This window comes from Paenibacillus sp. OT2-17 (assembly GCF_009827695.1).
Taxonomy (GTDB): Bacteria; Bacillota; Bacilli; order Paenibacillales; family Paenibacillaceae; genus Paenibacillus; species Paenibacillus polymyxa_B.
Window position 1 is genome coordinate 1 of sequence record NZ_WUDQ01000001.1, and the last position, 13,197, is coordinate 13,197.

The 13,197-nt window shown below is 45.7% G+C and carries 8 protein-coding genes; 3 read left to right on the forward strand and 5 right to left on the reverse strand.

Translation table 11 applies throughout. The features are described 5' to 3' along the window. Nucleotides 1-203: 203 nt before the first annotated feature. Nucleotides 204-824, reverse strand: a complete 621-nt coding sequence (gene lepB, locus GRP75_RS00005; protein WP_023990950.1) for a signal peptidase I — start codon at nucleotides 822-824, stop codon at nucleotides 204-206. Between the two features lie 331 nt (nucleotides 825-1,155). Between lepB and GRP75_RS00010 the strand changes: the two genes are divergently transcribed. From GRP75_RS00010 to GRP75_RS00020, 3 genes are all read left to right on the forward strand, one after another. Continuing rightward, nucleotides 1,156-2,508 carry a right-handed parallel beta-helix repeat-containing protein gene (locus tag GRP75_RS00010; RefSeq protein ID WP_075154931.1) on the forward strand — a complete coding sequence of 451 codons (1,353 nt, stop codon included), beginning with the start codon at nucleotides 1,156-1,158 and terminating at the stop codon, nucleotides 2,506-2,508. Nucleotides 2,509-2,621: 113 nt separating this feature from the next. Next, the gene (locus GRP75_RS00015) at nucleotides 2,622-4,154 is read left to right on the forward strand and encodes an MFS transporter (RefSeq protein ID WP_025719365.1); all 1,533 of its coding nucleotides are present in this window, start codon (nucleotides 2,622-2,624) and stop codon (nucleotides 4,152-4,154) included. A gap of 49 nt (nucleotides 4,155-4,203) precedes the next feature. Next, a complete protein-coding gene (locus GRP75_RS00020; protein WP_023990952.1) occupies nucleotides 4,204-5,331 on the forward strand; it encodes a glycoside hydrolase family 88/105 protein in 1,128 nt (375 codons plus the stop codon). A 77-nt stretch (nucleotides 5,332-5,408) separates the two neighbouring features. Here the strand turns inward: GRP75_RS00020 and GRP75_RS00025 are convergent, their stop codons facing one another. The 4 genes from GRP75_RS00025 to GRP75_RS00040 all read right to left on the reverse strand — a co-directional run bounded on the left by GRP75_RS00025 (nucleotide 5,409) and on the right by GRP75_RS00040 (nucleotide 12,860). Beyond that, complete coding sequence (locus GRP75_RS00025; protein WP_160788290.1) at nucleotides 5,409-6,365, reverse strand: polysaccharide deacetylase family protein; 957 nt, start codon at nucleotides 6,363-6,365, stop codon at nucleotides 5,409-5,411. A 195-nt stretch (nucleotides 6,366-6,560) separates the two neighbouring features. Further along, entirely contained in the window at nucleotides 6,561-8,519 is a 1,959-nt protein-coding gene (locus GRP75_RS00030) for an acyltransferase family protein (protein ID WP_237448874.1), read from the reverse strand. Nucleotides 8,520-8,795: 276 nt separating this feature from the next. After that, entirely contained in the window at nucleotides 8,796-10,145 is a 1,350-nt protein-coding gene (locus tag GRP75_RS00035) for a sodium-dependent transporter (RefSeq protein WP_013312591.1), read from the reverse strand. 162 nt (nucleotides 10,146-10,307) lie between these two features. Then, nucleotides 10,308-12,860, reverse strand: a complete 2,553-nt coding sequence (locus tag GRP75_RS00040) for a DUF2339 domain-containing protein (protein WP_160788292.1) — start codon at nucleotides 12,858-12,860, stop codon at nucleotides 10,308-10,310. Nucleotides 12,861-13,197: the final 337 nt, after the last annotated feature.

Here is a 13,197-nt window from a genome sequence, read left to right on the forward strand (position 1 = left end):
GCGCAAGTCCTCTTGGTTTCAACCTGTTCAGGCCTAAACAGGCTTGTCCATGGTACACATGCTAAGCCTTAAATTGGCCTAGCGCCTTTAGCATTTCGTCCATAGCAAGCTTCCTGACCCGTTTACGAAAAAAATATAATGAGATTATAAAGTAAAAAGCGCCTTAAGTGAGGAATCCCCCCCCCCTCTTAGGCGCTCTTATATTATTTATGCTTAACCCATTGCGCGCTATCCACCGGCCAAAAAATCACATCCGCACGGCCAACGATATCTTTAATAGAAACAAAGCCAATAGCACGACTATCCCTACTATTATTGCGGTGGTCGCCCATCACAAAAATATAACCCTCAGGTACCTTGGAATCGGTTATGGTTCCATTTGGAAAATCAACATTGTTATATAGTTCTCCCTTGGCGTGCGCATTCTGAATAGCTCCCTGAATGTATGGCTCCTCTACTTTCTTACCGTTCACATAAAGATGATCGCCTTGATACTGAATCGTATCCCCAGCCACTCCGATAACACGCTTAATAAAGTCTTTTTGTTCCTTTTTCACATGGAATACAACAACCTCACTCGGCTTGGGATCACGAAAATCATAAATCATCTTGTTCACGACCACTCGTTCATCTGTCTTGAAATTCGGTTCCATAGACGCTCCCTCAACAATAAATGGCGCAAATAATAGCCAACGTATAATGAACACGAGCACAATGGCTACAATAATGGCCTTAAGCCAATCGATCATCTCATTTTTCACTCGTGGCTGCTTTTCCTGCAATTGTTCGACAGTTGAATCCGTCAAATGATTTCCACTCTCCATGCACTAAACCCACCCTTTCTCACAGTTTTCATTCCTATTATATGTATAATGTTTAAGTATAATCAAATTTTCCCAGTCTGGCAAAATTGCATTTTTAGTTGAAACAAAAGTGTGAACTTTTTTTCACAATATCAAAAAAACAGTAAAAAACTGTTGATGCAAACGTTAACATATATTACACTGTGCATATACTTCTTAGAGCGTTTTGGACTAATGGTAGATCAATCTGTCCCCCCAGGAGGTGTCCTGTTTTTAGTGGAAAGACAGCATGAGTCACTTTTATAGATGCTATCTTCTTTTAAAATATGAGCTCAAATAAGGAGGAAATTACATGTTTAAACGAAATGATCGTCCAAAAAACGGATTTAACGCTCTAAGGCTCGGTGTTTCTTTTGTTTTCGCTTCTTCTTGTCTTATTGGAACCGCTTACGCAGATACGTCATCCAACGACATCCCTTCTTCTGCACTCACAGAAGAGGCAGTTAGTACAACCGACGCAACAACTGTCTCCACAACGTTAGCGGCAGGAGATTTGTATGTGTCGCCAAATGGTAACGTGTCCAATCCGGGTACAATATCCAGTCCTACCACGCTCGAAGCAGCACTTACACAAATTGCTCCTGGTAAAACTATTTATCTGCGCGGTGGTAACTACACTTACTCCTCAACGATTACAATTCAGCGTGAAAACAGCGGCAATAACGGCTCACTCAAAGGGTTGGTCGCTTACGGTAGTGAAAAGCCGGTACTTGATTTCTCTGCTCAAGCCTTTGGTTCAGCCAATCGTGGACTTCAGCTTAACGGAGACTTTTGGCTAGTAAAGGGCCTTGAAGTAAAGGGTGCCGGAGATAATGGTATCTATATCGGCGGCAGCAATAACCGAATCGAAAACGTGGAAACCCACCACAACCGGGATACTGGACTCCAGCTTGGACGTTACTCGCCTAACGCTTCCACTAGTGAGTGGCCTTCGAACAATTTGATTTTGAATTCTTACTCTCACGATAACGCTGATCCCGATAATGGTGAGGATGCCGATGGCTTCGCGGCTAAATTAACTGTAGGATCAGGCAATGTGTTTGATAACTGCTTGGCTGCGTACAACGTAGACGATGGCTGGGATTTGTATAGCAAAACCGAAACGGGTCCCATCGGCGAAGTAACCATTTTGAACAGTGTGGCCCACCACAACGGGCAGACCTCAGATGGAACGTCTACCGCGAACAGCGACGGCAACGGATTTAAGCTGGGTGGAGACAAAATCAAAGTCAACCATATTGTGAAAAACAGCATTGCTTTCCAGAACAAAAAACACGGCTTCACCTACAATAGCAACCCCGGCAGCATTACGTTGACCAATAATACTTCGTGGGACAATGGACAAAGTAATTTTGCTTTTGACAAGGGTGATCACGTGTTCATAAACAATCTTTCCTTTGAGGGAAGCGCTAGTGACAAAACAAGCGGTACAGATCAAGACAACTCTAGCGTTTGGTGGAAAAACAAAAAATCGACAAATGCCAAAGGTCTGGTAGTCAGTGCAGACGACTTTGTTAGTCTCACGCCTTCTATCACTCGAAGTGCAGACGGTTCCATCCAGCTAGGTGATTTCCTTAAGCTGGCCAAAGGAAGCGATCTGATCGGCTCGGGAACACCGAGCGGCACTAATATAGGGGCACGCTAAACGCCCCTTCCAACTCAGGACGCCCTGGCCCATCTACCAACTTAGACAATTCTGCATAATATAGCGACCGGTGATTGTCCTCATAACCAGACAAAATATGAGGTGAACAGATCATGGAACGAAGAATCACACTGAAACATACACTCGCCTATGGAAGCGGTAACATGCTGGGAAGTGGCGCACTTGCTATTAGCGGTGCGTGGTTAATGTACTTTTATACAACCTTTTGCGGACTGTCTCCCGTTCAGGCCGCGGCCATTTTCTCTGTTGCCAGCATCATAGATGCGGTCAGCAATCCGGTCATGGGCTTTATCAGCGATAACTTTCACCGGACCCGCTTGGGCCGTAAATTCGGCAGACGTCGCTTTTTCATCATGATGGGTATCCCGCTGATGCTCGTGTATCCGATGCTTTGGGTAGATGGGTTGGGCTTCTGGTATTACCTGAGTACGTACGTACTGTTTGAACTGGTGTATACCTCTGTCATGGTGCCGTATGAAGCACTAGCGTCAGAGATGACCCGAGATTTCGGCGCACGCTCCAGATTGACCGGATGGAAGGCCATGTTTGGCAAAATCGCCAATTTTGCGGCTGCTTTTATCCCTGGTCGTTTTATTGCTGAGTATGGCAAAGACTCTCCATTGCCTTTCTTTTATACCGGTCTCGTTTTTGCAGCTATTCTGCTGATTGCGATGGCATTCTTGTATAAAAACTCCTGGGAACGTCCAAGTGAGGAACTGCAAAAGGAACTGGAAGGTGAAGCTCCGCTTTCCTTTATAGATTCGATGAAAAAGTTGTTTGTCGACATTTCCTCTACCTTCCGAGTCAAGACGTTCCGTCATCATCTCGGTATGTACCTAGGCGGCTTTTCAGCTGAGTGGCTGTTTACTTCTGCTTTTACGTACTTTATTGTCTTCTCCTTGTTCCAAAGCTCGGAGATGGTATCCAATTTGAACAGCTTTAACTCTGTCATTCAATTGATTTCTACCTATTTCTTCATCCAATTCTGTGTGCGTAAAGGGTTCCGTATGCCTTTTATCGCCGCACTCGTTGTCGTTTGCTTCAGCGTAGCAGGTTATGGCCTGCTCTATATAACGGGAGCCTCTAATACGATGGTATGGCTATATGTCATCACACTGTTCATGGGACTTGGTACAGGGGGCGTCTACTACATCCCTTGGAATCAATACACGTTCCTTGCCGATGTGGATGAAGCGTTGACCGGCCGTCGCCGGGAAGGTATTTATGCAGGTATGATGACTTTTGCCGGAAAAATGGTGCGGGCCGTTGTCGTCTTCATTCTTGGCTGGGTATTACAGCATTTTGGCTTTGTATCCGGGGCTGATAGTCAACCAGTCGCTGCTCAGCACGCCATCTTTTATGTACTCGTGGTCGGTACCATCGTTCTCGCGATCATCGGTATGATTGCTTCTGTCGTGATGAAGCTGGATATTGACAGCCACAAGAAGCTGATCGCCGAAATTGACCGCCTCAAAAACGGTGGCTCCATGAAATCAGCCAAACCGGAAGCACGAAAGGTATTCGAGGAACTGACAGGTTTCCATTACGATCGGTGCTGGGGCAACAATAACGTGGGCTTCAAGAACAAACCTGTTGACCCTAAAACACACACTCCGTCTATGTAATAACAATAACAAATACAGATTAAACATTTACTAAAGAGGTGACTGTATCATGGCAAATCCAACATCACAACCAACCACCAGTCCTACAAAAACAGATTCTTGGGCAGTACGTATGAGCGATTCCGTTCTACAACGAAGTCCGGAATTTTATGAAAAATGGGAATATGACCACGGCGTCATTTACAGAGGTCTGGAATGGGTTGGCGAACTGACAGGCGATCCCAAGTATATGGAATATATAAAGAAACATATGGATCATTTTGTTGACGAAAATGGCGTTATTCAGCGCTATAAAGTAGATGAGTACAATATTGACCATGTGAATAACGGCAAGCTGCTCTTCTCTCTGTATCGTGCTACAGGAGATGAACGATATAAAAAGGCAGCCTACCAATTACGCAGTCAGCTGGAAAAACACCCGCGCACAAGCGAAGGCGCATTCTGGCATAAGCAAATTTATCCGTATCAAATTTGGCTCGACGGCTTGTACATGGGTGCCCCGTTCTACGCTGAATTTATCCGTGAATTCGGAGATCCGTCAGAGTTTGACGATGTGACCCTGCAATTCAAGCTCTGCTATGAACATACACGTGATCCTAAAACAGGCCTGCTCTACCATGCCTGGGATGAGAAAGGTGAGCAGCATTGGTGCAACCCGGAAACAGGCTGCTCCAAAAATTTCTGGGGACGCTCGATGGGTTGGTTCGTTATGGCACTCGTTGACGTGCTGGACTATATTCCAGAGGATCATGCAGACCGTCCCGTCCTGATTGATATGCTGACGGAAACACTGGAAGCCCTGCTGAAAGTGCGTGATAAAGAAAGTGGAGTCTTTTATCAAGTGCTCAACCTGGGCCATGTGAAAGGCAACTATCTGGAAGCCTCTGCTTCCTGCATGATTCTCTATGCTATTGCCAAGGGCGTTCGCAAAGGCTATCTGCCAGAGCAATATCGTCAAGAGGCAGAAATTATCCGTAAGGGAATTATCGATGAATTTATCACGATTACTGAAGAAGGACTCGTGAATCTGAACAAAACGGTGCAAGTAAGCGGTTTGGGTGGTAAAGATCGTCGGGATGGCACCTTCGCTTACTATATCAGCGAGCCGATTATAACCAACGATCCCAAAGGTATCGGAGCTTTCATTCAGGCGATGGGTGAAGCAGAACGCATCTAAACACGCGAAGTATAAACCTTAATTGCAAAAAGGACGGTGGCCATCAGCCCCGTCCTTTTCTTACATATAAACATATCCTACTTCATAACCTTAAACTCATATCCCTGTTTCTTTAGGAATTCTATAATTTGCGGCAACGCTTTTGCGGTTTCTTCTTTACCATAGGTGTCATGCATGAGTATGATGGCTTTTTCACGACCTTTGACTGACCTTATAAACTGGTTGATTAGTGCCGGTGCCTTCTTGGATTTCCCCTCTGCATCCTTCGTTAATACATTCCAATCTACCTGATGATAGTCCTTTTGATGTAAAACTTTATCCAAAGCAGCCATCCCCTGTGGATCTCTGCTATTCCATGTCATGTGGCCCCCCGGAAACCGGATCATTCTTGTGGTGAACTCTGGCCCCAGAATACTTTTTAACACCTTATTGTTCCTCTCAATATCCTGCATAACATGGTCCGTGCTTACCCTCTTGTTAGGATATAAATACTTATAATTATGAGAGTACGTGTGGTTTCCTATCGCATGACCTTCTTTAACAATTCTTTTGATAATGTTCCTGGTATGTTCATTTTCATCGGCTTCTTTTCCTACGATAAAAAAGGTTGCCTTGACCTTCTGTTTTTTCAGAATGTCTAATATTTTAGGTGTTACCGTCACGGATGGACCATCATCAAAGGATAAGTAGGCCACTTTTTTACCATCGGCTCCATCGGGCATCTGCCCTAGCATTTGCTGTTTTAAATATTTTTCGACAAAGGCACCATCTTCTACTTCGGGGTCGCTTTTTGGAGAGACCGCTTTACCTTTTGCCCCCGCATTTACTTTACCTTTTGATGAGTCCTTGGATACGGAATCTGTTTTTTTAGCAAGCTCCTGTGTTGGCGCATGCGTTTTGTTATCTGAGACCTTTATCGCAATGAAAGTAATACAGCCTGCCACAAATAATATAATAGCAAGTAAAATTAGTCTTTTTCTGTTCCTCTTCAAGCGGTGTTCTCTTGTCCTACTATGTGAATAGCCCTTTTCCATTAGCTTATGTACCTCCCACTAAAATAAGAAAAACCACCGGATCAGGGTTGATGTACACGCCTTAGAATGGCCATGGGAAAAACCCTTAGGTTTAGCCGATGAAAATTTAGGGATGCACTTCAACCAGAGGACAACCTACTCCCGGTGGCTTTCTTGTCTTGCATTTGCATAATTTATGAGTATCATTGCAGTTTATTACGATTGCTTTGTTAAGGCCTGAGCCAACAAGGACGCATAAGCTTTAGCACCACTAGGTTTTAAATGTACTCCGTCATGCTCGAAATATGAATTTTTACCAGAGCTGGCTGCATACCAGTCAATCATTGTAATTCGCGGGTCCTGGGACGCCGCCTCAGCAAGATGCTTGTTCACAATACTCTCCCACGGCCGAGGCACACGGGTATTCACGAGTATAATATGCTTCGTATCCTTCAGACTGGCCAGCAAATTCGCTAACTGATCCTTGGTGAAAGCGCCGTTCGTGCCCAGCTCTATAATAACTGTCTTACCCAGCTGTCCGTTCTGTCTTAGCTGCTCCAATACGGCAGGTGCCTCCGCCATCTGACGGCCGATCCGTCCATCTACAACAGCTCCCGGGAAGGAATCCTGAATGTACGACTGTACATCCAACATGACAGAGTCTCCAATGGCGGTAACACTCGAGCCATCACCTGTAATAGGCGTAGCTTCTTTGGGTTTGTCCGAAGGTTCCGACGGTTTCGTAACATCGTCCGTAGTACCAGCCTGGACCGCCGTGTTTTTAGGCATCTGGGCTTGAGACAGGACTGGGGTCTGCACCTTGCTGCCCTCGGACCCTTGCAGCTTGATGGCTTTGGGCTCCTTGGAAGCCACGGATACCGCTCCGTGAAGCGGCGGCATCGCTTTTGCCTTTGCGACTGGCTTCTCATCACTTGATGCCGCCTGAATCGTTGCATCAGGAGACGCCACGTACAGGTGGACGGTACCCACGAGAATACCTGCAAAAAGCACAGCCGCTGTAGTTGTAGGCATCCATCTCCACCGCGCCTGTCTACGAACCGCTGAACGGATTTCTGTGATCCAGTGGCGGAATCCTCCATGGCGAATCGGCTCCTCGATATATTTAAATGAGAGAGACGCCAGCAATACGGTAGCTAGCAATTGTAAAATGATACGCATCACATGCACGCCATCGGTATCTACTTGAGGCGTCGTTAGCGTAATAACCGGAACATGCCACAGATACAGTCCGTAGGAGCGGGCTCCAATCCAACGTAGCGGCTTGATTCCAAGCAGACGACCAAGATGGCTTACCGGATGTGCCAACGCTGCGATCACAATAGCAGTGACCAAAGCTATGCCCAGCAGGCCGCCCCGGTACAGAGATGGGTCGTATTCATTCGAGGCCCACGCCCAGTGACAAAGCAGCAGCAAGCTTATTGCACCGATGCTATCCAAAAGCATACGCGCCTTAGCTGAAGCTTGCTCTTTCAGTTTGCCGCTTGGCCATACCAAGGCCAGCGCCGCACCGATCAGCAGAGCAAATCCGCGCGTATCCGTGCCATAATACACCCGGCTCGGGTCGCTTCCTGGTACGTAAATCACGGCCATCAGGAGTGCAGATATTAACGCCAGACAAGTCACCCAGCCTGCGAGCACAATACGCTTGGGCATGAATTTTAGCCCAAGCGCCAGCAGTAAAGGCCATAAGATATAAAACTGCTCCTCCACCGCCAGCGACCACAGATGTCCAAGCGGAGAAGGTGGGCCGAAACTTTCAAAATACGAAACCTGATGGAAGATAAACCACCAATTGCTCATATACACCAATGCGGCAGGTACATCTCCGCGCAAGGCCGTTAGCCGTGACGGATCGAAAAGCAACGAGCACAGGACAATGACAGCCACAACCGTCAACATGGCAGGCAGCAACCTTCTGGCACGACGCAACCAGAAATCTTTCATTTTAAAACTATGATATGTATCCCACTGACTCACCAAAATATCTGTAATCAGATACCCCGACAAAGTAAAAAACACGCCTACACCCAACAAACCACCCGGCAACCAATCCGGATTCAGATGATACACAATGACTGCGATGACCGCCAGCGCTCTTAATCCATCCAAACCTGGCATATAACGACGTTGTGACGGCAATTGTTTAGACTTCATTTCAGCCGCCGTCCTTCTTGCAAATTCAAGCTCCCTGTCTGTTTCAATGCTCTTCTGCCCTTTCCCTCTCCTGCACATCGTCTGTGCGATGCCCTGTAGCCTTTTCATTCATTATATAAAACTTCATAATCGTAATGATTTCAATGAAGTTAAAATTAATGACAATGTTTTTATTATATCATTCCTTTCCACAGTTAGGTAACCACTGATAGATATACAAAAAAAGGCATCTCTTCCCTTAGGAAGAAAATGCCTTTTTATTAGTATTCTATGCTCTTAAAATTTGATGATACCTGAGGTATGAAGGAAGACCAACAACATCAGGATCGGTGCAACATACCGGAGACCGAATAACCACACGTTGAACCAGAAGGGTTTGATGTTCGCATGCTCAGCCGCAGTCTTCCAGTAATAACCTGTGAATATAACAATCAACAAACCGCCTAACGGTAAGAAGATGTTGGAAGCGGTGAAGTCTACGAAATCAAAGAATGATTTATCCCCCACTTTTAATTCCGGCACCAGGCCCATGGACAATGCAGAAGGGACGCCCAGCATCAAGCACAGGACCGATACGACGATAACAGAGCGAACCCGGCTCCAACGCATACGCTCCATGACATAGGCTACTGGAACTTCCAGCAAGGATACCATAGAACCTAATGCAGCAACCGCCAGCAGTACAAAGAACAAACCGCCGAAGAATGCACCAAAAGGCATTGCCGAGAAAGCAGCCGGTAAAGCAATGAAAACCAGCGATGGTCCTTGAGCTGGGTTAATTCCGAAGGAGAAGGTTGTAGGGAAAATAATCATACCTGCGATAAACGCATAGATTAAATCTCCGCCACCAACTGCCAGCATGGCTCCACCCAGCGATTGACGGCGATCCACGTACGCACCGTACGTGATCATAATTCCCATCCCCAGTGAGAGTGAGAAGAAGGCATGTCCCAAAGCAACCAATGCAGACTCTATACTTAGCTTAGAGAAGTCGGGATTCAGAAAGAAGGATACGCCCGCACCAGAGCCTGGCAGCATAAGAGCGTTAATCATCAAAACGAGCAACAGGATGACCTTGGCAGGAATCAAAATTTTATTGAACTTTTCAATCCCGTTTGATACCCCAAGAGTAACCACGACTGCTGTAAATGCAAAAACAACTAACAGCCAAACCAACGGCGCATACCCGGAGGAAAAAGAAGCGAACTGTCCAGCAAAATCATTATTTGAAAACAGATTTCCGCTAAATGCCTCTACGGCATAATGCAGTGTCCAGCCTCCTACAATGGCATAGAACGATAAGATAACAAAAGGCACGATAACAAACATAATGCTCATCTTGCCCCAAATCGGGTGACCGCCTACTTTTACCATTGCAGAAGCAGCACTTCCTCGACCTGCACGACCAAGCGCAAGCTCTGCTAAAAGTACAGGCAAACCAACAAGCAATAGGCAGACAATAAACAATAAGAAAAATGCAGCTCCGCCATATTGTCCTGTAATATATGGAAATTTCCATATGTTACCTAGTCCTGCCGCACTCCCGATCGCCGCCAATATGAATCCAGCAGACGAGAAGCGTTCATTTTTATCAGACAGGCTATTCTGCCCCTTGCTCAAATTCATTATATCCCCCTCATTCTCTCTACTTACGCATAAACATGAGCATGCGTACATAAATAATTTTTACTCATTATAGCGTAAGTAGGATGTAAGGTCATGCATAATTTTTCACTATTACCGGATTTATTTTCATAATGTTCCGTATCTACAAAATACAACAGAAAACTACATATTTTCTTCAACATCCTTCTTTATTATGGTCTCTCCCATGCGATTAGATACTTTTTGATAAATATACGAAATCGCCAACAGTACAACACCAAAAGAGAAGTAGGCTACAATCGTGCTCCCCGTCGTTAACAGGTGCAGATCATACAACAGCAGCTTACCTGTCGACAGCAAGGTCAAGCCCAATCCAAATCTGCGAATGTAGACCACTCGCTTGAGGAAGCCGTATACAATATACAAAATGGCCAGCAGCAAATACACCAGACTGAACACAAGACCAGCATCCCCCAGGCGGAACTGAACTCCGAGAAAGGCGGTTATGATACCCAGCAAATATACACCCATAATGACCGGATACAACTCATTGCTTCTATAATGTCGGGTCATCAGTGCGTTCAGAAAATCCCTGCTGCTGAAGAATACCAGCACATTAAAGGCTGCGAGTACCACTAACGCCACATAATCAGCAGCCGTATTTTGTGCATAATTTTCATGCAAGGTTGGAACCGTTACGGTGATCACCAGTGCCAGCGCGTAGCCTATGACGTACAACGCCAAGCTGTAGTATTTAATCACCCGATCATACAGCAACCTCACCTTAGGCAGGAAATAAGCCAACACCAGCGATACGCAGGTGTACAACAACACTTTGTACAAGGTGTAATGGACAAACCCGTCGGATACAACGATGTTATACCAATGCCCGGCTTCATACAAAAGGTAGAAATACACGTTCACCAAAGCTACATATTTAAATCCTTGCATGATATGCATTTCGTACAAACGATTGTTTTTGAAAGCATTCGGACGGCTAAATTGAATCGCATAGAAGACGGTAACGATCAACATTCCCAGTGTAATGAGCGTATATTTGAGTCCAAAATAGTCTGTCTCAAATCCTGACAACAGATATATAGGGAAATCGACGAAAAAGAATGCGCCCAGACACAGTAATAAAATGCCCCAGCCAGCTCGTTCCAATTCCTTCAACCGGTAACGGTGCCCATATAATGTAAGAAGAACCGCTTCGATCAACCAGCCCATGGATAACCATCTAACTCCAAACTGGAACGGCACCATAAGGATGGCAAAGGTCAACGAAGTCGCATAAAATAATATTTTGGTTTGTTTCTCCTCTGGAATATATCGACGGACCCATTGTCCCAGACCCCCGTACACCAAGCAAAAGACGAGAGCCAGCAAGCCTTTATAATCATCCAGGCCTGCATCGCCGAACAGAGAATACAGAACGGAACAGCTCACGACTGTATTCAGAGCCAAAAGGGAGAAATCCAGCCATGACAGTTTTGTTTTTAAACGGAACGGCACCCACAGCGTCATCCCGAGGTACATCGCAAATGTAATGACTGCATACAGCATGCTCGCTACGGCACTTTCCGATAACCACGCCAGCACAATCATCAAGGGCGTATTAAGTAAAAAGCTGATATATTGCACGACGACCCACCGTTTGCGGAAGGATACAAGCAGAATCAGCAAGTTTAACAGGAACAAATAGCCCATGGCGATATACACGGCGTTCCCTTCCAGTCCGTTCGCTGCCATATAGGAAAAGAGCGGGAGATATCCCCCTACTAAACCAAAAGAGCATATCGTTCGGGATTCATACCTTAATGACAGTAGCACAGCGGTCACCGTAACGAGTACGGATAAGCCTATGCCTGTATACATTCCTATGATTTCTAACAAAAAGTAGCTGTAAAAAATCGATCCGTACAACACAGAAATACCGCCGCCCAAAATACCGAGCGCAAAGGTCTGCTTCTGCTTGCGGTACAGCCATTCCCCGCCGCCCAGCATCAGCGCTCCTAGCAGAAAGAAGGCCACGCCCTTCATATTTCCTGTAAACCAGTTCGAGTATGAGTATTTAAAAGCGGCTCCCACACCCAATATAATGAGCAAAATCCCCAGCTTGTTGATCCAGTTCAAGCCTAGCTTCATTTCAAACTGATTTTGCTTCATGCGCTTCTGCATCGTTTCCTCGCTGATCTCTTCTTCTCCGAACTGCTGGAACTCGCTTGCCGTCTGATGAAGCAATTGGCGCTCGGCCTCCTGAAACCGCTCGCGTTGTTCCATGATCCGGTCACGAATCTCCTCTGAGAACAGTCGTAATCTGGCGACGATCTCGTCCTGATCTTCTTTAAGCTCATGCGTAGTTTGCTGAATAAGCTGGTCCACCCGGTTTTTAGCCCCATATTCAAAGGCTGTCAGCCGATTTTCCCCTTCTGTAGTTCTGGAGGCAAAATAGGTCTCCAGCTTTTCACGCGAAATGCGGATCATATTCGCTTTTTCACTCAGCATTTGCTCCGTCAGCGCAGTGCGCAGCTTTCCATTTTCCTGCTCAATATGTCGTACTCGCTCTTCCAAGTGAATGCAGCGAGCCTGATAATCCTCGAACTTTTTTCGCAGAACCTCATTCTCCAAAATGATATCTGAGGCTTCATAGTCCGCGATTAATGTTTGATACTCCTTGAGCAGCTTGTTCTGTTCTTGGCGGATCGTATGTAAACGATCTTTAAAATCCTCCATGTTCTCCTCCATTGCTGTCCATTTTGGTAATCATTACATTTTACATGAAATTAAAAAGTCATTATAGAGACTATAGCCCATTTTGGGCGTTAAATTGGGGCTTTTACTTATATATTCTTCCAGTTTTATGAGCGCAGATGAAGTAGGATGGATATACATATGAAATAAAGCCTACCTCTTCCCTTCGCAAACATGAAACCCGCATGGATGTGTTGCAGAGTCATGCCCTTGATTAACCTGCCGAAAATCCGTATACTTACAAAAAAGCAAACGATATTATGCCTATGAAGAGCATCCAACTCGGAGGCGTTTACGCCAAGGACCATACGTTAGCGTA

Coding starts and splice junctions, on each gene's coding strand:
- lepB (WP_023990950.1), bottom strand. CDS start 824: ATGGAGAGTGGAAATCATTTGACGGATTCAACTGTCGAACAATTGCAG.
- GRP75_RS00010 (WP_075154931.1), top strand. CDS start 1,156: ATGTTTAAACGAAATGATCGTCCAAAAAACGGATTTAACGCTCTAAGG.
- GRP75_RS00015 (WP_025719365.1), top strand. CDS start 2,622: ATGGAACGAAGAATCACACTGAAACATACACTCGCCTATGGAAGCGGT.
- GRP75_RS00020 (WP_023990952.1), top strand. CDS start 4,204: ATGGCAAATCCAACATCACAACCAACCACCAGTCCTACAAAAACAGAT.
- GRP75_RS00025 (WP_160788290.1), bottom strand. CDS start 6,365: ATGGAAAAGGGCTATTCACATAGTAGGACAAGAGAACACCGCTTGAAG.
- GRP75_RS00030 (WP_237448874.1), bottom strand. CDS start 8,519: ATGAAGTCTAAACAATTGCCGTCACAACGTCGTTATATGCCAGGTTTG.
- GRP75_RS00035 (WP_013312591.1), bottom strand. CDS start 10,145: ATGAATTTGAGCAAGGGGCAGAATAGCCTGTCTGATAAAAATGAACGC.
- GRP75_RS00040 (WP_160788292.1), bottom strand. CDS start 12,860: ATGGAGGATTTTAAAGATCGTTTACATACGATCCGCCAAGAACAGAAC.